The organism is Maribellus mangrovi (genome assembly GCF_037646455.1).
Lineage (GTDB): Bacteria > Bacteroidota > Bacteroidia > Bacteroidales > Prolixibacteraceae > Draconibacterium > Draconibacterium mangrovi_A.
The window spans coordinates 984,561-1,006,560 of record NZ_JBBIXN010000002.1 but is presented as its reverse complement, the minus strand read 5'-3'; the positions used below and the strand labels follow the sequence as shown (position 1 = coordinate 1,006,560).

General features: G+C 43.4%; 12 protein-coding genes. 3 read left to right on the top strand and 9 right to left on the bottom strand.

Annotated elements, in window-relative coordinates; translation table 11 throughout:
- Positions 1–18: 18 nt before the first annotated feature.
- The 5 genes from WFY05_RS12215 to WFY05_RS12195 form a co-directional block, all read right to left on the bottom strand.
- Positions 19–816, bottom strand: a complete 798-nt coding sequence (locus tag WFY05_RS12215; RefSeq protein ID WP_340113142.1) for a hypothetical protein — start codon at positions 814–816, stop codon at positions 19–21.
- A gap of 340 nt (positions 817–1,156) precedes the next feature.
- Positions 1,157–1,747 (bottom strand): alpha-ketoglutarate-dependent dioxygenase AlkB, encoded by a 591-nt coding sequence (locus tag WFY05_RS12210; RefSeq protein ID WP_340113141.1) that lies wholly within the window; start codon positions 1,745–1,747, stop codon positions 1,157–1,159.
- 137 nt (positions 1,748–1,884) lie between these two features.
- The gene (locus WFY05_RS12205; RefSeq protein WP_340113140.1) at positions 1,885–4,818 is read right to left on the bottom strand and encodes a LamG-like jellyroll fold domain-containing protein; all 2,934 of its coding nucleotides are present in this window, start codon (positions 4,816–4,818) and stop codon (positions 1,885–1,887) included.
- A gap of 357 nt (positions 4,819–5,175) precedes the next feature.
- Positions 5,176–5,559 carry a VOC family protein gene (locus tag WFY05_RS12200; protein ID WP_340113139.1) on the bottom strand — a complete coding sequence of 128 codons (384 nt, stop codon included), beginning with the start codon at positions 5,557–5,559 and terminating at the stop codon, positions 5,176–5,178.
- Positions 5,560–5,691: 132 nt separating this feature from the next.
- Entirely contained in the window at positions 5,692–8,922 is a 3,231-nt protein-coding gene (locus tag WFY05_RS12195; RefSeq protein ID WP_340113138.1) for a S41 family peptidase, read from the bottom strand.
- A 287-nt stretch (positions 8,923–9,209) separates the two neighbouring features.
- Between WFY05_RS12195 and WFY05_RS12190 the strand changes: the two genes are divergently transcribed.
- The 3 genes from WFY05_RS12190 (at position 9,210) to WFY05_RS12180 (ending at position 14,029) form a co-directional block, all read left to right on the top strand.
- On the top strand, positions 9,210–11,627 hold the full coding sequence (locus tag WFY05_RS12190) for an ABC transporter permease (RefSeq protein WP_340113137.1): 2,418 nt from the start codon (positions 9,210–9,212) through the stop codon (positions 11,625–11,627).
- A 177-nt stretch (positions 11,628–11,804) separates the two neighbouring features.
- Positions 11,805–12,440: a 3-keto-disaccharide hydrolase gene (locus WFY05_RS12185; RefSeq protein ID WP_340113136.1), complete on the top strand. Its 636-nt coding sequence runs from the start codon at positions 11,805–11,807 to the stop codon at positions 12,438–12,440.
- A 92-nt stretch (positions 12,441–12,532) separates the two neighbouring features.
- Entirely contained in the window at positions 12,533–14,029 is a 1,497-nt protein-coding gene (locus WFY05_RS12180; protein WP_340113135.1) for an IMP dehydrogenase, read from the top strand.
- 75 nt (positions 14,030–14,104) lie between these two features.
- Here the strand turns inward: WFY05_RS12180 and WFY05_RS12175 are convergent, their stop codons facing one another.
- From WFY05_RS12175 to leuB, 4 genes are all read right to left on the bottom strand, one after another.
- Positions 14,105–15,676 (bottom strand): M61 family metallopeptidase, encoded by a 1,572-nt coding sequence (locus WFY05_RS12175; RefSeq protein WP_340113134.1) that lies wholly within the window; start codon positions 15,674–15,676, stop codon positions 14,105–14,107.
- A 161-nt stretch (positions 15,677–15,837) separates the two neighbouring features.
- On the bottom strand, positions 15,838–18,141 hold the full coding sequence (locus tag WFY05_RS12170; RefSeq protein WP_340113133.1) for a GH92 family glycosyl hydrolase: 2,304 nt from the start codon (positions 18,139–18,141) through the stop codon (positions 15,838–15,840).
- A 77-nt stretch (positions 18,142–18,218) separates the two neighbouring features.
- Positions 18,219–20,630 (bottom strand): alpha-ketoacid dehydrogenase subunit alpha/beta, encoded by a 2,412-nt coding sequence (locus tag WFY05_RS12165; RefSeq protein ID WP_340113132.1) that lies wholly within the window; start codon positions 20,628–20,630, stop codon positions 18,219–18,221.
- Between the two features lie 301 nt (positions 20,631–20,931).
- The gene (gene leuB, locus WFY05_RS12160; protein ID WP_340113131.1) at positions 20,932–21,996 is read right to left on the bottom strand and encodes a 3-isopropylmalate dehydrogenase; all 1,065 of its coding nucleotides are present in this window, start codon (positions 21,994–21,996) and stop codon (positions 20,932–20,934) included.
- Between the last annotated feature and the right edge of the window lie 4 nt (positions 21,997–22,000).

The following is a 22,000-nucleotide window of genomic DNA, read 5'->3' as shown; positions in this document are numbered from 1 at the left end:
ATTGATTGGTTTCAAATTTTAATAGTTTAAATATACTTCGCCATTTTCGGTTGAAGGATTAGTATCGTATATCTGATAACTAAGATTGCCAGCCTTTTCGGTAAAAATAGAAACTGATTCTTTCTGCATATAAACCTTTGGATTCTGCGCATTACCAATCGCTATCTTTCTGTCTTCTTGTACATCATCATAATATAATTTGTAAAATATTCGCCAGCCTCTTGGTTCAACATCGGGACTTGTTGTATGGTCGCTAAAGTCGATATTAATTTTATTCGTTTGAAATGGTATAAGAGGTACTGGAAAAAGTTTATTCTGGTCTGCTATCATAACAGTCTTTTGACCATCTTCAAATCCGATACTTCCGTGTTTCATTGAAATTAATGCAAAACCAGTATTATCAGAATAATCATTGTCTTCTACTTGTATCCTAAATTCCAAGTCTTCAGTTGGAATAAAGCAATAGTCAGATTTGAAGCACAAATAATCAGAATTTCTTTCTTCTCCTAATTCATTTCCTAATTGATACATGTAATTAGGAACTCCAAAATCTACCCTTACCCAGTGCTTTTGTCCATTATAGTTTTGGATTGCATTGTAGTTGTAGTTTGAGAAATCCAATGACAAAGTATAAGTTTGTCCTTTTTTTAAAGCGAATGAATAGAAGTTGTCATCTTGCGCTTCTATTTTCAATTCACCAACCTCTGGAATTATAGGTTCGTCATCTTCTGTACATCCTGCAAGCATGAGTAGCGAAGAAAATAAAAGTAAGCAGATTGAATAAAATTGATTTTTAGTGTTCTTTGGTTTTACCATAGTTTTGGATTTTTATTTGTTCTTAAGAAATATTTGAAAGTTTTACAAATTTCATACCACTAAACAATAAATTATTGCTGTTTATATCAAATTTGCACTGAGTTTAAAATGCCCACTAACGTATGTGGAGCCCAACCGCTTGGTTAATATCTTTATTGTCGGGTTGGGTTATACGCCCAATTTGGGGAGATAAACCAACTTTTTGTATTCTTAAGGGAGGGAGTATTTCCATTAGTAAACGTTTGAATTTTAGTTTCCCCGAAGATAAAAAGAAAAAGGCTTTGTCGGGCTATTTAACAGTACATTTTTTGATAGGGTGAAGAGAAGTTAGATGTAGCGATCAGTTGCCGAATCCGTATTTTCGGAAAGTTAAATTGATCCGAGGTTCTGTACAAGTTGGATCGGGTGGCAAGGCATGCTCATACCTTTCCTCGCTGCCTTCGCCCATGAGCAGTAAACTGCCGTTCTTTAACAGGATCGTATCCACCTTACTGGTTAGTTTTTCCCTGAAATGGAAGTTTCTTTCGGCTCCAAGGCTTAGCGATGCAATGTTGGTGGTGTCGCCAAATGCAGCCTGATCGGAATGATAATCAACACCCGCATTTCCATCGGGATAGTAGATGCATACACAGGTTTCAAACTGAATCCCGGTGCAGCTTTCGATACGGTCTTTTACCGCCGTCATTTTTTCCGACCAGATTTGATTATGGCCCCATATCGAATCCGGAAATTTCCCGGCTTCATATAAATTTCGGTCCATAAACATCATCTTGCCATAGTTTTCCCGGTACTGCTCTCCCGTGGCCAAAGTCAGTGAAAACCCGGCAGTAAGTTCTTTGTACGTCAGTAGTTCCTTATACAATTCCATCGATTCCGAAGGTGTCAAAAACGCATCAAAATACTCAGCATTACAATTCAGATCTAATTTCATTTCGTTCGCAGCTTTGCCCTCCAAGATACAATTTTAGAGCCATCTTGTCTTAACTTATTGTCCGATGAAAGGTTGCTATATCAATCCTTAATACATTAATCACAGAAAAGGATGCAGTTTACTGGAGCAATGTATCGTTAGTGGTGAATAATTTTAAATACCTCCGATGATTGATCTGTACTAACCTTAACGATATAAAGCTGTGTTTCAGGTAAAGTAAATTCGGTCTCTCTTGCTGTAACAGTAAATTGTTTTACCACGTTTCCCCCCAGGTTATATACCTGAACCAAAGCAGGCATATCATCAAGCCTCAAGGTAAAAGTACCCGTAGGCGACACCGTTGGGAAGATGCTGATATTTGCTGTTTCAAGATGGCCGAATGGCGCAGCAGTATTAGAGCCCCCGGTCATTAAATCGGCGATTTCCGCCTGACTCATGGATGCATTATAAATTTGTAATTCATCTATCCAGCCCTTAAAAATTGGATCGGGCCACTGTGATTTACCCACATAATTTTGCGTGGTATATCCCAAATCAGACGGATTGATGGTTGTGCCGGTATTCCTTCCGGCAACCTCTCCGTCGATATACATGGTAGCCGTGTTTTCCGATTTAGTAACTGCAATATGTGTCCAACTATGTGTAGGGATGGTTTTAGTTGTCCTGATCTGCTGTTCACTTCCACCTGCTTTAATGGCAAAACGAACAAAGCCATCGTTTGTTTTTGGGGTAAGAAACATGTTATAATCAGTATTGATGCCAAAATCCCAGATTCTGGCCCAAGTATCAAGTGCGGCAGGTTTTACCCAAACCGAGATGGTGAAATCGTTTAAAGTATTCAGGAAATTATTAGGCAGGCGCACATACGACGAAGCTGCCCCGTTAAACTGAATTCCACCATTGGTTTTACCCTGTGTTGTCCACCTACAGGAATTAATGTTGCCGTTATTCCCGCTCCAGATATCGTGTGCTATGGTTCCATTATTTTCATCCATGGGCCAGTAAGCGAATGCATTTTCATTGGGGATAAGAATTATGGAATACGTTAGTGAATATTCATTCCCGTTTCTTAAGTAGGTAAGCGAAACTTCCCGCTCTTCCTGAACGTTCTCGAGGACCAGGTTCTGTGTTTCTTCTCCGCTGCTCCACCGCCATATTCCACCTTTCAGCCCAGGTTTTACTGTGGGCATTAGTGTTACTGTTTCACCGGCAACAACAGTTACCTTATCTCCAAATTCCACACCGCTGTTACCGACCTGATAACTATACCCGAGTGGATCAGTTTTTATCCGGAAATTAACAGTGTATTCTGCTCCTCCGAGGTTTGTTCCGGTTACTGAAAACACCGTATCACTTTTTCCAATCTCAGCTTCTTTTGTACCGGATGTTTCCCCGGTGTTCCACTGATACGTGGAATGCCATGATGATGCCGACACCGCTATCCTGACCGTTGAATGTTGTTTTGCCGATACAATGGTATCATTAAAAATGCCTGCGTCGGTGTTAACGGTATAGGTATATACATCGGGCAAACAGTCGCCATGCACTGAAATACTGAATAGCTGGGTACTCTCATTTCCCTTTTCGTTGGTGTATTTTACGCGGTATAAGGCGCTACTGTCAGCCGTAATTTCCAGATTTCTGGTTTCGCTTCCGGTATTCCAAAGCCAGTTACCGGCATCGCTGACGGTGTCGGGTAGAACAGGGATCAAAATTAAGGAACTACCTGCAGTAACATTGTTAAGTTCAGCTTTACGGTAAGTTGTTCCATTGTAAAGGATATTGGCTTCAAGGGGTGTTGGTGCATTCGCAGTTGATAGTACCGGGCGGGTACAGGTTAATGTGCTGAAGCCAAGATGGTCGTATCCTCCGCTTGTACTGCCGTGAGCGCCGTCATCGGCAGTTACTTTGGCTGCCATTTGGTGTGCATAGTTCAACGAAATTCCTTTTATGCCTTCATAGTGACCGATTATTCGATCCCAGTAAGGTCTGAATTGTCCCCGGCTTCCTGCGTTGGGGCCGGTTTGCTTCCACGAGTTGTTATACGATGTTCTCACATCATGATACCAGTAATCTGTCCAGGGTAAATCATCAGCGCCTGTGTTATAAGCAGCCACCCATTCAATACCGGCAAGCAGTCGGTTATCCATATACCCAAATAAATCATCTCCCTGGTTCCAGGCTGTTTGACAGATGTCAACCGCTAAGCCAAGGGCCAGCGTGGCATGTCCCTGGTCGCGTCCCGATTCCTGCATCTGCCCCAGGTGTCCCAAAGGCCCCCTCTCATCTTCGTGAACAACCGGAACAAGATTTCCAATAAATTCGGTCAGTCCCCAGTTATCAACCCGTGGCAGAGTATTATCATCTTTAAATGTTCCTACTTTATCGTATTTATAAAATGCAAGGCCCTGGTTGTAAATAAATTCATCATCGCATAAAATACCGATACTCATTAAAGCCAGTACATTGCACAAGCCCCAGTTCGACCAGTAGTGCCCGGGAGTTCCGTTTGCCCAGGTATCATGTCTTCGGCTTAAGAAATCGTAGACATAAGGATACCACACGGTTTGCATCCATCGTTGAAATTTTTTGAAATCGGCAGGATCCCAACCTTCATAGTCACGCATCAGTTCGGCTGCATTGGCAAATTCGTAACCGTACAGACCTGCTGCAAGCGATACATTGGTATTGCCGGCAAGACCAGTGGTAACACTGGCCCAGCGGTTCAGGATATAAACTGCCCTGTTTGCGTGCGCCACATTGCCGCTGATTTTCCAGCGTAAAGCATTCAGATAAGCGGCGTGCGCTCCCCGGGCTGCATTTATATAATTTTCATCACCCGCAATTCCCCGTTTAATGGTTTCAACCGGCCAGGTTCCAATGTTTGACTGCGACCACTCGTTGGCTTTTAAATTTTCGTAGCCTGCCACAACGGCCGGTTCACCGGCTGCCAACTGGTTCTTTATTCGTTCAAAATCTTCGTTGGTATGTAGCATGCCCGGATGTACAAACTGCTGAGCATGCACGATTAGTGATGCAAAAACCAATAACAAAGTGGCAAAGTTTTTCATTTTAAGGTTTTTTCTTCTCCTCCATGTTTGATGAAAAAGTATCATTCTTTGAACTCTAATTATTCCAGCATACTTTTTCTCACGATGGAACTAGATAATGCGGAATCAGATGGACTCGTTTATCAGGAAAAAACAGTACCGGTTTTCGGGTATGCTGTTTTACAATCCTGCCTGTCCAACGGCACCAAATCCTGATTTAGAATGCTAAAGTAGAAATTTGCACAGATCCGTCAATAAAGCACCGAAAAAAAATGGTGTTTCATCAAAAATTTTGTGAACTCATGGGAGAACTATATTACCCTGAAGAAGGGAAGCAAGGTAAAGGACCCTGTTATTGAATGTATTTTTTTAGAAACACTATTTTCTTGAATGCAGCGCCACACGGTTGCCTTCAGTGTCGAGGATCAGCGCCATAAAACCATATTCATCCGAGATCTTTGTTTTGGGCTGCAACACTTTTCCACCTGCCGTTTCAACGCGGGCCAGTTCGTTGGCCAAATCGCCCGAGTGAGCTGTGAGGTAAATCAAAACACCATCGGCGGAAGGTTTGTAAAATTCTTCATGTCGGACGAGTGAACCGGGTGATCCCAAACCCTCTTCATTCCATGGAAACCAGGCCATGTCGAGTGGTCCCATCTGGTTCCTGTCCATTTTCAAATCGAGTACGGTTTCATAAAAACCCATGGCCCGCTCCATATTGCTTACCGGAATTTCGAACCAACCTACTGCATTGTTTTTCATAACGTTTCTTTGTTAGTGTGCAAATAGTATAACAATGCAGGTTGGCAACTGGTTTATTCTAAAAAGATTCACCGGATGACTATGAACAGAATCATAGCGTCACCCGGTGAATCAGAGAATGTTAAATCCTACTTATTTTAAAAGCTCTTTTACGGCAGCTTCGAGTTGTTGGTCTTCTCCGGCAGCCATTTTGCCCGGCTCGTTCATCACCCTGATATCGGGCTCCAGCTGGTGGTTTTCGAGGAAAGGTTCACCCAGAGGTTTCCATCCGCCCATGGGAATACCAAATACAATGGTAGGATCGATTTGACGTTCCCACCAAACGAAAGTTCCCGTTCCGGGAACCGGCATTCCGAGGTTTTTGCCAATGCCTTTTATTTTGTAGGCTACCGGGAATAAATGCGCATCGGAATAGTTGCTTTCGCCCATAATAACGATCGATGGTTTTGTCCACTTGTCGCCCGGTTGCGAACCGATGTATTGTCCGTGAGGAATGATGTCCATGTATTTCTTACCGTTCAGGAAATCTGACAGTACATCGTGCAGGTTGCCACCGCCGTTAAAGCGCGTATCCACTACCAATGCATCGGCACCGATGTATCTGCCCAGCGATTCTTCGATCACAGTGCGCATGCTCACATCGTTCATGCCACGCACATGCACATAACCCAGTTTTCCGTCCGAAAGTTTTTCCACTTCCTTGCGCCGGGTTTCCACCCAACGATTGTACAGTAACTGGTTTTCTTCGCCCAGCGTAATGGGTTTCACTACTTCCTGCCAGCGCTTGCCGCTTGCCGGATCGTAAAGATCGAGCAGTACATTTTTGTTGTTTTTCCAGTTTAGGAACTGATAGAAATCAACGCCAGTCGTTAATTCATTGCCATCGATTTTCTCTACGATATTACCGGCTTCAATTTTAAGTTCTGCTTTATCTGCCGGCCCGCCGATCAATACTTCGGCTATTTTTAATCCCTCGTCCTTGTGTTCATAATCAAACAAAAGACCCAGCGAACTGGTCTGGTCGCCTCCTTCAGCCCTGTGACTGTAACGACCACCTGTGTGCGAAGCATTTAACTCGCCCAGCATTTCGCCAAGGAGTTCAGCAAAATCGTAATTGTTATTAATGTCGGGCAAAAATTTGCGATAGGCAGTGTAGTAGTAATCCCAATCGACGCCCTGCATGTCTTCCACGTAAAATTTCTCGCGGACCTGTCGCCAGCAATGGTCGAAAATGTATTCGCGTTCGCGTTCGGTTTGCAGCAGCATGTTCCCTGATGTGTTGATTGGTTTCACCTTACCGTCATTTACATCCACTTTCATCGGTTTGCCATCGGCCAGTACAAAAATAAATTTCCCGTCGTCGGATAATTCCATGGAAGTACTGTTCGCGTTGATCTTCGAGAACAACTTGGTTTCTTTTGTTTTCAGGTCGGTCGACCAGAGGTCGTTCTTGCCTTCGAAGCGGGTCATATAAAACAATTTATCGCCTTCTTTCGATAACAACCAGTCGTTCAGATTTGAGGTATTTACGGTAAGGCGTTTCACCCTCTTGTCCATGTTTTCCCAATCGAATGTTACCGGCTCAATTTCTTTCTCTTTTTCATCCTCTTTGGCTGCGTTGTCTTCGTCATCTTTTTTCTTTTCCTCGTCTTTGTCTTTTAGTTCCTTGGCCAGTTCGGCATCCTCTTTACTGAGGTTAAATTCATCGAAAGCGGCCTGGGTGAAGAACATGGCATACACATCGCCGCTGCGTGTGCGACCCTGTTCCGATTTATTGGCTTCGCGGGTTGAACCGTAAATCATTATTTTTCCATCCATTTCCCATTTGGGCATTACTTCGTCGTATCCGCTTTTCGTGAGGTTTTTAAGTTCGCCTTCACCCGAAGCGCTAACCAGCCCGATTTCATCATTCCAGATGTTTTCTTTTGGCCCGAAACGTGCCAGCAGCCATTTGCTGTCGGGCGACCAGGTAAAATACTGGTCTCCGTCGGAGTAGGAATAGTTATGTTCCGGCCCGAGTACCACTGTTGATGTTTTGGTGTCGAGATCGATCACTTTCAGGGTTGTACGGTTTTCGAGGTAAGCCACTTTTTTGCCATCCGGCGAATATTCAGGCTGAAATTCTTCGGCTGCTGTGGCGGTTACCACATCGTCCTTCAAAATGGTCGACATAAAGAAATAAGGTTCTTCTTCGCGGATCAGCGATTTGGTGTAGATGTTCCAGCTGCTGTCGGTTTCCGCTGCATATAGAATTGATTTACCATCGGGACTAAAGCTTACACTGCGCTCCTGGCGCGAAGTATTAGCAATGCGTTTGGTGGTGCCGTGTTCAACACTGCTTACAAATATTTCGCCGCGGTACACATATACAAATTCTTTTCCGTTGGGCGATAAACGCGCTTCAGTAAAGTTTTTTACGGCGGAAGGTTTGGCCAGGTTATCGCGCCCGTCGTAGGAAATGCTGATGTTTACTTTTTGAGGCTGTTCCCCTTCTGCGAGGGTGTAGATTTCACCGTCGAAACTAAAGCAAAGCAGGTTATTGTCCGAGTTGCTTATAAAACGAACAGGATGCTTTTCAAAATTGGTAACGGCCGTATTTTCTTCAGGATCGCTGAGTGAACTTTTATGAATGTTGTACGAGCCTGTTTCTTCCGAGAGGTAATAAAATGCATCATTGTCGATAAATACCGGGTTGCGGTCTTCGCCGTCAAAACCTGATAACTGTTTATAGCTTTTGTTTTCGAGATCGTATACCCAAATATCGCGGGTGACTGCCGACGTGTGGTGTTTTCGCCATTCGTCTTCATAACCTTTCCGGTCGTGAAAGATCAGTTTTGTTCCGTCGGGGCTAAAGTTAGCGTCGTGTGCGGGTGATGTCAGAATCTGGTCCACCCGTCCTCCGTTTACCGGAACACTGTACAATTCAGTCATCACTCCGGAAGGGAATTGCACGTTGGTGTACAAATCCTGACGAAGTGCAGAGAAGATGATGGCCGAATCGTCGTTGGTAAAACTGCTGGGTTTTTCATTGCCCGAATGGAAGGTCAGGCGTTTTGCTTCACCACCGGATGCCGGCATTACAAAAACATCGAAATTGCCGTAACGATCGGAGGCAAAAGCAATGGATTTGCCATCATTGCTCCAAACTGCGGAATATTCATAACTATCGCTTATGGTCAGTGGAACGGCTGTTCCACCGGCAGTTGGTACTTTGTAAATGTCGCCTTTGTAATTGAACAAAATGGTTTGTCCGTCGGGCGAAATGGCAGGGTAACGCAACCATAGCGGATTGTCTTCGGCATAAGTTGTTCCTGTTAGTGTCAGTAAAAGCACTGAGAAAAGGAATGTGATTTTTTTAATCATAATATAGAATTTAAGGATAGTCGGAACGATATCACAAGTATTTAATGCTTTAAATTATAAAATATTAAGGTTAATACACCTTACTTTTATCATGTAGCAGGGAAACGTTTTTTTTGAATCCTGCGCAACACTTAACAACTAAGTTTCACAATGGTTGATTCAAAATCTTAAGCTTCTTCTGAAATTTTCTTTCTCACAAACGCTGAAGGCACATGTAACTTCAATTCAAATTATGCGTCCTACTTATTGTATGTAATTAAATTCTACCTGATTAAATCGATTGTACCATGATCAAAAACTTACTGAAGCACAGTTTGCGCGCCTTGAAAAAACAGAAAGGTTACGTTGCCATAAATGTGTTTGGCCTTTCGGTGGGCATTGCCTGTAGTTTAATCATCACGTTGTTTGTTATTCATCAGTTGAGTTACGACCAGTACAACCTGAAAAAAGACCGTATCTACCGCCTGACACTCGACGGGAAAATAGGGGAGCAGGAAATAAAAGCGTCTTATACGGCATCTGTGATTGGACCAACCATGGCCATCGATTTTCCGGAGGTTGAAAGATTTTGCCGACTGAACACATTCGGCGAAACCATTGTAAAAGATGGCGACCGCGTATTTACCGTAAAAGATTTTGCCGAAATTGATTCTTCGTTTTTTGAAATATTTTCGATCCCTCTTTTACAGGGAAATGTAAAAACGGTGTTGAATGAACCCAACACGATGGTTTTATCCGAATCGATGGCTAAAATTATTTTTGGCGACCAGAATCCGATTGATAAAATATTACGCATTAATACCCGTCAAGAGCCATACAGAATTACCGGAGTGATGGCAGATTTTCCGGAAGAATCGCATTTTAATGCCGACATCCTGACTTCGTTTATTACCAATCCGAGGGCAAACGATCCGGAATGGCTGAACAACAGCTTTTCGACCTACGTTTTATTAAAACCAAATACTTCGCACGATGATGTAGAAGCTAAATTTCCGGGAATGGTTGAAAAGTATATCGGACCTCGGGTGCAGGAATTGTTTGGAATTTCGCTCAGTGATTTCAAGAGCCAGGGTAACAGGTATAATTTTCACCTGCAGCCGCTTACCGAAATACATCTCGATCCGTCGGTGGAAAGTGAAGTGAAACCGGCTACTGATCCCAAGTATCTGATTATTTTCGGTAGCATTGCGATACTGATCATCGTGATTGCCTCCATTAACTTTATGAATCTGTCAACGGCTCAGGCCACCAAACGAGCCAAAGAGATAGGAATAAAAAAGGTGAGTGGTTCATCAAAGGGGATGCTGATCATCCAGTTTCTGACTGATTCGGTGCTGATTTCGTTTATCGCTATGATCATTGCTGTGATCATGGTTTTTCTCGCACTGCCATTTTTCAACGACCTGCTTGATGCAAAAGTCAGTTTCCATCTGTTCAGCAATTTTAAAACACTGCCTTTGCTGATAATTTTTGCCTTTGTTGTAGGTATTCTGGCGGGAACTTATCCCGCTTTTTACCTGTCGTCGTTCAATCCTGCCACAGTATTAAAAGGAAAGATCAGGAACGGTGTGAAAAACGGAAAACTCAGAAGTGTTCTGGTTTCCGTTCAGTTTCTCATTTCAATTGTGTTGATTATCGGTACCATAATTATGTACCGCCAACTCACTTACATGCTGAATAAAGACCTTGGTTTTGAGAAGGACCGCCTGTTGGTGATCGAGCAGGCCGGTTCGATAGGAGATAAGGTGAATACTTTTAAAGAAGAGGTATTGAAGCTTCCGGGAGTGGAAAGTGTTTCAGCATCAACTGCCGTGCCCGGCCACAATAATAACAATAACGGCTATATGCTCGAAGGCCGCGACGGGCAGACATTTCTCCTTCAAACTTCCTGGGTAGATTACGATTTTCTAAAAACCTACAACATTAAATTGGCCGAAGGCCGCTTCTTCGATCGTTCGTACGGTTCCGACCAGCAGGCCTGTTTTGTGAATCAAAAGACAATTGAAGAATTTGGTATTGAAGATTTTGACCAGGCCAGGTTTATTGCGATGGGAGACGAAGAGAACCGCATGCACATGCCCATTATAGGGGTTTGCAACGATTTTCATTTTCAGTCGCTGCATAACCGGATCAATCCTTATATGATGCGGTTTAAAAAGGACAATTACTGGGGCTATGTTACAGTTAAATTTAATTCGGCTGCTATGGCTCAGTCCGTTACTCAAATCGAAAATATCTGGAAACGTTTTGCCTCCAATAATCCCCTGCAATATTTTTTTATGAACGATGATTTTGGCCACATGTACAAAACGGAGCAGCAAAATGCAAAACTGGCTGTTGTGTTTGCCATCCTGGGAATTTTTATTGCCGCACTGGGATTGTTTGGGCTAACTTCGTTTACCATCGAGCAACGTACCAAAGAGGTTGGTGTTCGAAAAGCATTGGGAGCTACCGGATTTAATATTTTTTATGTTATTTCGAAAGAGATAGTCGTTTTGGTCGGTATAGCGACTTTGATTGCCTGGCCAATAATATTCCTGGTTGCCAGAAACTGGCTGCAAAATTATTACTACCGGGTCCATCTTCAGGTGTACGAATTTTTTATCGGATTTTTAATTGCGATGTTGATTGCCCTGGTCACAATCAGCTATAAAACACTGCAGTCGTTGCGGATCAATCCGGCCAATACGCTACGGTACGAGTAAGGATAATGTAAATTTTCATTTCAGAGAACGTCATCAATAAAACCCGGGTTTCTTTCAAAATTATACCTGCATCGATTCATATCTTCGTTTGAATAACTTAAATTTACATTTCAGCAAAAACAAGTGATAAATGCGATTGATTCGTATTTTGCAGCACTAAAAAATAATTTTGTTCCGATGAAAAAACTACTTTTCGTTTTGCTTCTTTCAGGCATATTTACAGCTTGTAGTGATAGTAAGGAATACCTGTTCAACGGAAAAGATTTGGATAACTGGGTGATTTATTTGGAAGACGATTCCATTCTTCCTGAAAATTTCTTTTATGTAAAAAACGGTGTGATTGAAACACCCGGCGTTCCCTTGGGTTATGCGCGCACCAAAAAAGAATACAGCAACTACAAATTACATGTGGAGTGGCGTTATCCCGAAGAACCCGTGAACAGTGGTGTTATGCTGCATGTAAATCCGCCCGATATGATTTGGATAGAGCATTACCAGGGACAGCTGAAATACCTGAATGCGGGCGATTTTATCGTTCATGGTGTTAATAATAAGGCGACTTTGAACGATACGGTTTATACCTCGACCGAAACTGAAAAACCGCTAATTCCGAAAATGCAACCGACCAATGAAACACCTGCGGGAGAATGGAATAGTTACGATATTGTTTGTAAAGACGATACCATCGAATTGTATGTGAACGGCTTACTTCAGAATGTGGCAACCGATTGTTCAACCACAAAAGGCAGCATCGGGTTACAGGCCGAAGGTTCGAAGATCCAGTTTAGGAATATGTATATCGAACCATTGTAAAGCGGACAATTAACGTTGGGGAATATTCGGAAATATATGGTGTAAATAAGACCACTTTTTTATAGTTTTGCGAAATTTTTTATTCGAAGGTTATGGCAAAAATAATGAATGAAGTTTCAAGAACGTTTAGTGAATATTTGATTATTCCGGGTTTAACAACCAAGGCGCATACTCCCGATAATGTGGACCTGGTAACGCCTTTGGTGAAATATAAAAAGGGAGAACAACCTAAAATTGCTCTAAATACTCCATTTGTATCGGCCATTATGCAGTCGGTTTCCGACGATGGTCTTGCCATTGCTCTGGCTAAAGAAGGTGGTTTGTCGTTTATTTATGGTTCGCAAACCATTGAATCGCAGGCCAAGATGGTACGACGTGTAAAGAACCACAAAGCCGGTTTTGTTGAAAGCCGCGCCAATATAAAACCAGACAACACACTACAAGACATCATGATCCTGAAATCTAGAACAGGCTTTTCAACGGTTGGTGTTACCGACGACGGAACTTCGTCGGGAGTTCTATTAGGCATCGTTACCAGCCGCGATTATCGCCCGAGCAAAGACAGCCCGGATAAAAAAGTCAGTGAGTTTATGACTCCTGCCGAGGATCTGATCACGGCTCCTCATACGGTAACGCTGTCAGAGGCCAACGACATCATCTGGGAGCATAAATTGAACCAGCTTCCTCTCGTAGATGAAAACAACCGGTTAAAATATTTTGTATTTCGGAAGGATTACGACAGCCATAAACGAAATCCGAACGAATTGCTCGATTCGCATAAACGTTTGGTGGTAGGCGCGGGAATCAACAGCCGCGACTACTTGGAACGGGTTCCCGCACTCGTTGAAGCCGGAGTTGATGTCTTGTGCATCGACTCATCGGATGGTTTTTCGGAATGGCAGCAGGAAACACTGGAATACGTCAAGAATGAATACGACGGCACTGTAATGGTGGGAGCCGGAAATGTAGTAGACAAAGAAGGCTTCCTTTACCTGGCAAAAGCCGGTGCCGATTTTATTAAGGTTGGAGTTGGCGGTGGTTCTATTTGTATTACCCGCGAACAAAAAGGAATAGGTCGTGGACAGGCAACCGCATTGATTGAAGTAGCCAAAGCCCGCGATGAGTATTTTGCCGAAACCGGTGAATACATCCCAATCTGTTCGGATGGCGGAATTGTGCAGGATTATCACATGACACTGGCACTGGCCATGGGAGCCGATTTTCTGATGATGGGCCGTTATTTTGCACGTTTTGATGAAAGCCCGACCCGCAAACTTCTGGTTAACGGTAACTATGTAAAAGAATACTGGGGCGAAGGATCGAACCGTGCCCGCAATTGGCAACGATACGATATGGGCGGAAACAGCGCCCTTAAATTTGAAGAGGGAGTTGACAGCTATGTTCCTTATGCCGGAAAACTGAAGGAAAATCTGGAGCAAACGGTGGGTAAAATTAAAGCGACCATGTGCAGTTGTGGAGTGAGTTCGTTAAATGAACTTCAGGAAGACGCCAGAATTACACTGGTTTCATCCACCAGTATAATAGAAGGTGGAGCCCACGATGTGATCGTTAAGGATACGAATAATTAAGCGTTTTAAGATATAATAATGAAGTACCGGTGGTTTATTACTGCCGGTATTTTTTTGTTCCTTTGTACCGATTTTTTATTCCATCAACCAGTTACTTAAAATGGATTGCTGCCTTGCGCTCAGCTCCTCGGTCTTAAGCAGTTCGTATTTTGCACGCAGTTCCTTGTCTTTGTTGATGTTGAGTTTTAATCCGGCATACCCCAGGTACTTCTCGTAATCCAAAGGCTCGGTGGTTGTAATGTATTCAAAAACCTCATCGAGTTTTTTACCTGCAAAAGATTCACAGGCCTGTTTCACTTCAGCATCGGTAAAACCACGACCCAGTTCTTTATAATATTTGTTGTACAGAAACCGCATCACATCGTCGAGCGATTGTTGATTGTCGCTGGCCTCACGGATGGCAAAATCGAGTAATAATCCAACCACCGGTCCTTTTTCGTAGTAAGTGATTGCAGTGTCGCGACCACCGCGAACACCAAAGGGGCCTTCGTCCCAGGTGCGGTAGCTCGACTGTTCCAGCGACTGGTAGGCTTTCCCGGGATCATTCTCCGAAGCTGTGATCACACCAGAGAATGCCTGTAACAATTCATCAGCGTTCAGCAAACCGGCACGTTTCATGATCATGTATTCGTAATAAACCGTTAGTCCTTCGCTGACCCATAGCTGGGTCGTCCGGTTTTCTCTGTCGTAATCAAAAGGTCCTAATTCAACAGGTCTGATCCGTTTCACATTGTAATGATGAAAATATTCATGAGTAATAAATGCCAGTGTCCGGTTAATGGATTCCGGCGATCGTAAATTGTTCCCATTAAAACTAATGGTGGTATTGTTCAGGTGTTCGATTCCACCCATTCCCGGACCGATGCCAATAAAGGTGTAATGTTGGTAAGGAATATCGTCCATCAATTCAACAGAAGCTTCCACCGCTTTTTTTAGTTTTGTGCGAAAAGCTTCTTTGTCAAAATCGCCCATTTTATAGCCAATAAACCGGTGGGGGACACCTTGTACTTCAAAAGGCGGAAGTTCTTCCAAATTACCGATCAGGATGGGGCAGTCGTATAAGATATCAAAATTTTTAGCTGTAAACTCATTCTTCGTGCCTTGAACCGGTTCCAGTCCGGTGGCAATGTCTTTCCATCCTTTTGGCAACTGAATGCTCAGTTCAACAGGATTGTTCAGAAAACCGTCAACATACAGGTAAGTGTTGCACGGTGCAATATAGGCATGCTCCTCATCTACTTTACTAACGGCTACAAATGGCCTTTCAGCCTTTAAAGTGTAGTTTACTTTTACGGTTTGCGAAGAATTTACCGGTACTGTCCAGGTATTATCGTTCTGCTGTGTTACAGGTAGTTCTTGTCCGTCGCTACTAAATGCGCCAATCGAAATCAGGTCTTTTCCGTAGTCCATAATCTGATAGTATCCCGGCATCCATTTGGGCATTTTTAACTGCAGGGTGTCTGCATCCACATTTTTAATCTTCATTTCAACCTGGTAGGTATTTGAAGCCGGATCTTCAAACGAAAGTGTGTACTTAAAGTTGGCATTGGGGTTCTGAGCCTGTACGTTGAACTGTCCGACTGTAAAAAGGAAGAGGAATAGGAAACCTGCTAATTTGCTGGTTGTTATTTGCTTAGTGTGAAACATAATTTGTAATCTGATTTTGACGGGTGTTAAAGGTAACAAAATACCCGATTTTGTTTGATCATTGTTTACGTAAATCAGGATTTTCAGCTTTCAGTTCATTCGCAAAAATGGGGATCCGATCTCAGTCGAATCCCCATTTTTATACTAAGTAACTTAAATTTCTATTTCACTTCGCTGGTCATTGAGTAGGGGAAACTCTCCGCTTCGGTTCCTCTTTCCATGTTTGGCCTGGCCGCCATTTTAAACGAAACTTCACCTCCGTTTTGTATCGTCGCGTGCTTCAGGAAATTCTTGTTGTACGACGCTCCATTCAACGACACGGCATCAACATAAACATTGTCTTTTGAATTGTTTGCTGCATTGATTACAAAAGTATTTCCGTTTTCAAGTTTTACGGTGATCTTATTAAAAAGGGGAGATCCCAACACATATTCATCGGTTCCGGGACAAACCGGATAAAAGCCCATGGCGCTGAAAACATACCAGGCTGAAGTTTGCCCGTTGTCTTCGTCGCCGCAATAACCATCGGGTGCCGACGAGTACAGTTTATCAAGCACTTCACGAACATGGTACTGCGCTTTCCAGGGTTTATCGGTGTAGTTGTACAGGTAGATCATGTGCTGAATGGGCTGGTTGCCGTGAGCGTAATTGCCCATTCCGGCAATCTGCATCTCACGGATTTCGTGAATGGTGCCGCCGTAATACGAATCGTCGAAAATTGGAGGAACAACAAAAACTGAATCGAGCATGGCCACAAAATCGTCGTTGCCACCCATCAGTTGTTTCAGGCCTTCAATGTCCTGGAAAACGCTCCAGGTGTAATGCCAGCTGTTTCCTTCCGTAAATGCATCGCCCCATTTGTATGGACTGAAGGGTGATTGAAACGTTCCATCTTCATTTTTTCCGCGCATCAATTTATGTTCCGGGTCGAAAACATTGCGGTAATTACGAGCACGTTTCTTAAACAGGTCGATCTCTTGCTGCGGACGATCAAGTTCCTGCGCCAGTTTCCAGATGCAGTAATCGGCATATGCATATTCCAGCGTTCGTGCTGTATTTTCACGAATACCAACATCATAAGGAATATATCCAAGTTCGTTGTAATAATCAGCTCCAAAACGACCTACTGAAGTGATGTCCTCCATCCAGTTCTCGGTGTTCTTCAATATGGCTTCGTACAAAGTCTCGATGTCGTAACCACGAATGCCTTTTAAATAGCTGTCGGCGATTAGCGATGCAGAGTTCGAACCGATCATACAACCACGGTGACCAGGGCTGGCCCACTCGGGTAACCAGCCACTTTCCTTATAGGTATTTGCCAGTCCTTCCATGATCTGAGAATTGAGTTCAGGATACATCAAGGTAAAAAACGGGAAAACGGCGCGGAAGGTATCCCAGAAACCGTTATCAGTATACATATAACCGGGCAGCACCTTGCCGTTATAGGGACTGTAATGTACGATTTGATTATCCTTGTCGTATTCGTAAAAACTACGTGGGAAAAGCAACACACGATAAAGTGCCGAGTAAAACGTTTTACGGAGTTCTTCGGTTCCGCCTTCAACTTTTATTTTCGAAAGTTCTTCTTCCCATACTGAAGCGCCATCTTTTTTTATTGTTTCAAACGATTTGTCACCAATCTCGCGGCTCAGGTTTAATTCAGCCTGCTCCGGACTAATAAATGAAGATGCGATTTTAGCGTTTACCTGTTCGCCCTTTTTAGTTTTAAATCCGATGACAGCACCAACATGAAAACCTTTGGCTTCGTCGGCATCCTGCAAATCTTCTTCTTTCCAGGTTTTAGTAATTTCAAAATCCTTGTCGAATACGGCAACAAAATAGTTTTTGAAATTGGCAGGAACACCGCCATGGTTGTTCTGACAGTAACCGATGATCTTCCTTTCTTCCGGGATGATCTTCACCATCGATCCGCCGTTAAAGGCATCCAGCACAATGTACGACGATTCGTTATCGGGAAAGGTAAAACGAAAAGCAACAGCTCGTTCTGTTGGTGTGAACTCGGTTGTGACATCGTGATCGGCCAGGTAAACTTTATAATAATGCGGTTTGGCAACTTCAGCTTTGTGCGAGAACCACGAGGCACGCTCGTCTTCCTTCCATTTCAGTTCGCCGGTAACCGGCATTAATGAAAAGGCGGCGTAATCGTTGATCCACGGGCTTGGCTGGTGTGTTTGTTTGAATCCGCGAATTTTATAATCGTCGTAAGTGTATCCCCAACCGTCGCCCATTTTTCGGGTCTGCGGGGTCCAGAAATTCATCCCCCATGGCCGGGCAATCACCGGATAGGTATTTCCGTTGGAGAGTTTGAATTCGGAATCGGTGCCCATCAACGGATTAACGAGGTCCACCAGTGTTTCAGAATCATAGGACGATGTTTGTTGAGTTTCGCTTACTGAACAGCTAAAAAACAGCGATAGCAGCAGAAGAAATAATGTAAATCTCATTGCAATAACTTTGTTGGTTTAAGTATTGCAACAAAAATAGAATTTCTTAACCGAATTCAACTGTATAATTAGAAGTATTACAGATGTGGATAAGCTTTTGGATCTACTTCACCCATCATTTCATACACTTCGCGAAAAAGGCGTTCAACATTGGGTTTCGAGAAATATTCACCGTCGATACCATAGGCTGGTCGGTGTTCCATGGCTGAAAGCGTTCGCGGTGCGGTGTCGAGGTAATCGAAGGCATTTTGTTCTTCCAGTACTTTTTGCATCATGTAAGCCGTACCACCTCCGGGTACATCTTCGTCCATAAAAATCACTTTATTTGTTTTCTTAACAGATTCAAGAATAATGTGATTTATATCAAAGGGAAGTAAGGTTTGCACATCGATCACTTCTATGGAAATGCCCTTGTATTTTTGAAGCAGATCGGCGGCTTTAATCGCGTGGTGCACATTCCATGCATAGGTTACGACAGTTACATCGCTTCCTTCACGCATAATCTCAGGCACACCCAGCGGTACTTTGTAATCGCCGTGGTTCGATGGCAGTTTTTCTTTTACATTGTAACCTTTTAATGGTTCGATCACAAGTGCCGGGTCGTTTCCTGCGAGCAGCGTATTGTAAAACCCTGCAGCCTGGGTCAGGTTGCGTGGAACACAGATGTACATGCCGCGCAAAGAGCCGAGCAGCATCTGCATGGGTGAACCGGCGTGCCAGATCCCTTGCAACTGATGACCGCGGGTCCGAATAATAACAGGTGCTGCCTGTTTTCCTTTGGTACGGTATTGCATGGTCGCCAGATCGTCGCTCAATTGTGATTGCGCATAAATCAGGTAATCGAGGTACTGGATTTCTGCAATAGGTCGATAGCCTGCCAATGCCAGTCCAATTCCCTGTCCAATAATACTGGCTTCGCGAATTCCGGCATCGGAAACACGCTGCGAACCGTATTTTTGCTGCATGCCTTTCATGCCCTGGTTGACATCTCCAAGCTTTCCGGTGTCCTGTCCGAAAGTGACGAGGTTGGGGTATCTCTCGAATAAAACTTCAAAATTTTTATTGACGATCACCGAACCGTTAACTTCTTCCGAATTATCATCGTATTTTACAGGGGCGGCTTCCACATTCAATGTCGAATCTGAGCCGGTGCGATACAGTTCTCCACTGTAAAACGCCCGGCTTCGCTCTTCAAATTTTTTGATCCATTCCTTTAACTCCTTTTTCTCTTCAGTTAATTCAGGAATAACATGGAGTTCGAGATTCAAACGTTTGGCAAAACTCAAATGATGCCTTCGGGTAGGGAAGATCTTGTCGGTAACCTTTTCGAACCTACGCAGACTTTGTAATTCGCTTTTGTCGTCGATTTTATTCAGAATCTTTATAATGGCAGCACGTTCTTCCGAAAAACCATTGGTGTAATTCTTCCAGGCTGTTTCGCGGGCGTTCTTAGCTTTATTTTTTGCCGATTTTTCTATTTCCTTGAGCAAATCTTCATCAGCCGTGCCACTATCGATCAGCCATTTGCGCATCTGATTCAGTGCATCGAATTCATTCTCCCAATCCAAACGTTCTTTTGTCTTGTATCGTTCGTGCGATCCGGAAGTCGAATGGCCTTGCGGCTGTGTTACTTCATCGATATGAAAAAGTACAGGTGTTTGTGTTTCACGACAATAATCAATGCCGTTTTTAAATGTTTCGATCAACCCGGGATAATCCCATCCCTTGCATTTGTAGATTTTAATGCCGTTGCTTTCTCCTTCCTTCTCGAAACCTTTCAGGACTTTCGAAATGCTGGCTTTTGTGGTTTGTAATTCAGTGGGAACACTTATTCCAAAACCATCGTCGTAAACGGCAACTGCCAGCGGAACCTGCATGACTCCTGCAGCATTGATGGTTTCCCAGAAAATACCTTCGGATGTACTGGCATCGCCAATGCTGCCAAAGACCACCTCGTTACCGGTGATGTTGTTTTTCAGGTGTTTGACCAGGTCGGGTTGTTGACGCGCAATCTTTGCTGCCTGTGCCAGTCCCAGCATGCGAGGCATCTGCCCACCTGTCGATGAAATATCAGAAGCAGAGTTATACTGCTTTTTTAAGTCTTTAATTTCTCCTTCGGGAGTGATGTTAGTTGTGCAAAAATGATTGTTGAAATTCCTTCCTCCGGTTGAAGGATTAATCTCATCGTCGGTATCGCCATAGATCATCGAGAAGAACTCTTCAGGTTGCAGCAAATCAAGCGCCAACATAAAGGTTTGGTCGCGGTAATAACCCGAGCGCCAGTCACCTTTTTTGAAATTCTTAGCATAGGCAATCTGAGCAACTTCCTTTCCATCGCCAAAAATACCAAAATGAGCCCTTCCATTATGTACCTCTCTTCTTCCAAGAATACTTAACTGACGGCTTAAATACGCTATGAAATAATCTTCAAGTGCTTCTTTTGTAGTTATTTGCTTGTTTGATACTGTTTTCTCTTTCGCTAAATGCATAAATGATCTTTGTTAAACTGTCGCATATAAAACGAAAATTTATCGGAAATGTTTAGCTAAGGTGCTAATTTAGAATGCACTAAAAGGTGCATGGATTTTAGGTAATTTGTTTATTGAAGCGAAAACCACCTAATTGAAATTGGATAAGCTTTGAGAATTATAGTTTGAATGGTGTTGGAGCTGAAAACTTTTGATCTATTATTTTGGATTTCAAAAAAAGAACCGTTCTCTTATTGAAAGAACGGTTCTTTATATTTTGGCAGTCACCCGTCTTTTCAACTGAGTGAAGACTAATGATCATTTAATTTTTTTCGATCCAGTCAGCGATCCAATCACCAACCTGCGATGTTTTATAGGCCGGACCTTCAGCAATGTCTTCCGTTACAAAGTTTTCTGTCATCGAGGCAGCTACTGCATCGCGGATCAGTTTCCCTTCATCCATGAGGTTGAAGGCGTATTCAAACATCATAGCTGCCGAAAGAATGGTTGCAATCGGGTTGGCAATGTCTTTCCCTGCTGCCTGAGGATAAGAACCGTGGATAGGCTCAAAAACTGATGTGTGGATTCCCATCGAAGCGGATGGCAACAATCCGAGGGAACCGGTGATCACACTGGCTTCATCGGTAAGGATATCGCCAAACATATTTTCGGTTACCATTACATCGAAATTTTTGGGCCACTGGATAATTTGCATCGCGGCATTATCTACAAACATGTACTCAGTGTTGATGTCCGGATAATTTGGAGCCATTTCCTGGGCAACTTCGCGCCACAAACGAGAACTTTCCAGTACGTTGGCTTTATCAACAACAGTAAGTTTCTTATTGCGTTTTGCTGCAAATTCATAGCCGAGCTTTAATATGCGTTCTATTTCTTCACGGGTGTAAGTGTTGGTGTCAAACGCTGTATTTCCGTTGTCTTTTCTTCCTTTCTCGCCAAAATAAATACCACCTGTCAATTCGCGGATACACACAAAATCGGCACCTTCAACGAGCTCTCTTCTAAGTGGTGATTTGTGCAACAGTGATTCAAAAGTTTCAACCGGACGAATGTTGGCATACAATCCCAGTTTTTTACGCATGGCCAGCAAACCCTGCTCTGGACGAACCGTAGCTTTTGGGTTGTTGTCGAATTTCGGATCGCCAATGGCTCCAAACAGCACAGCATCGGAGTTCATGCATAATTGATGTGTTTCTTCTGGGTAGGGATCACCTACTTCGTCGATGGCCGCTGCACCGGTCAATCCGTATTTGTATTCAAGTTCGTGATTAAATTTTTTGGCCACTGCTTTTACAGCTTTCATGGCCTGTTCTACAATTTCAGGCCCGATCCCGTCGCCGGGAAGTATTGCTATGTTTAGCTTCATCTGA

Excerpts from the sequence above, each read along its gene's own strand:
- WFY05_RS12215 (WP_340113142.1), bottom strand. The coding sequence starts at position 816 with ATGGTAAAACCAAAGAACACTAAAAATCAATTTTATTCAATCTGCTTA.
- WFY05_RS12210 (WP_340113141.1), bottom strand. The coding sequence starts at position 1,747 with ATGAAATTAGATCTGAATTGTAATGCTGAGTATTTTGATGCGTTTTTG.
- WFY05_RS12205 (WP_340113140.1), bottom strand. The coding sequence starts at position 4,818 with ATGAAAAACTTTGCCACTTTGTTATTGGTTTTTGCATCACTAATCGTG.
- WFY05_RS12200 (WP_340113139.1), bottom strand. The coding sequence starts at position 5,559 with ATGAAAAACAATGCAGTAGGTTGGTTCGAAATTCCGGTAAGCAATATG.
- WFY05_RS12195 (WP_340113138.1), bottom strand. The coding sequence starts at position 8,922 with ATGATTAAAAAAATCACATTCCTTTTCTCAGTGCTTTTACTGACACTA.
- WFY05_RS12190 (WP_340113137.1), top strand. The coding sequence starts at position 9,210 with ATGATCAAAAACTTACTGAAGCACAGTTTGCGCGCCTTGAAAAAACAG.
- WFY05_RS12185 (WP_340113136.1), top strand. The coding sequence starts at position 11,805 with ATGAAAAAACTACTTTTCGTTTTGCTTCTTTCAGGCATATTTACAGCT.
- WFY05_RS12180 (WP_340113135.1), top strand. The coding sequence starts at position 12,533 with ATGGCAAAAATAATGAATGAAGTTTCAAGAACGTTTAGTGAATATTTG.
- WFY05_RS12175 (WP_340113134.1), bottom strand. The coding sequence starts at position 15,676 with ATGTTTCACACTAAGCAAATAACAACCAGCAAATTAGCAGGTTTCCTA.
- WFY05_RS12170 (WP_340113133.1), bottom strand. The coding sequence starts at position 18,141 with ATGAGATTTACATTATTTCTTCTGCTGCTATCGCTGTTTTTTAGCTGT.
- WFY05_RS12165 (WP_340113132.1), bottom strand. The coding sequence starts at position 20,630 with ATGCATTTAGCGAAAGAGAAAACAGTATCAAACAAGCAAATAACTACA.
- leuB (WP_340113131.1), bottom strand. The coding sequence starts at position 21,996 with ATGAAGCTAAACATAGCAATACTTCCCGGCGACGGGATCGGGCCTGAA.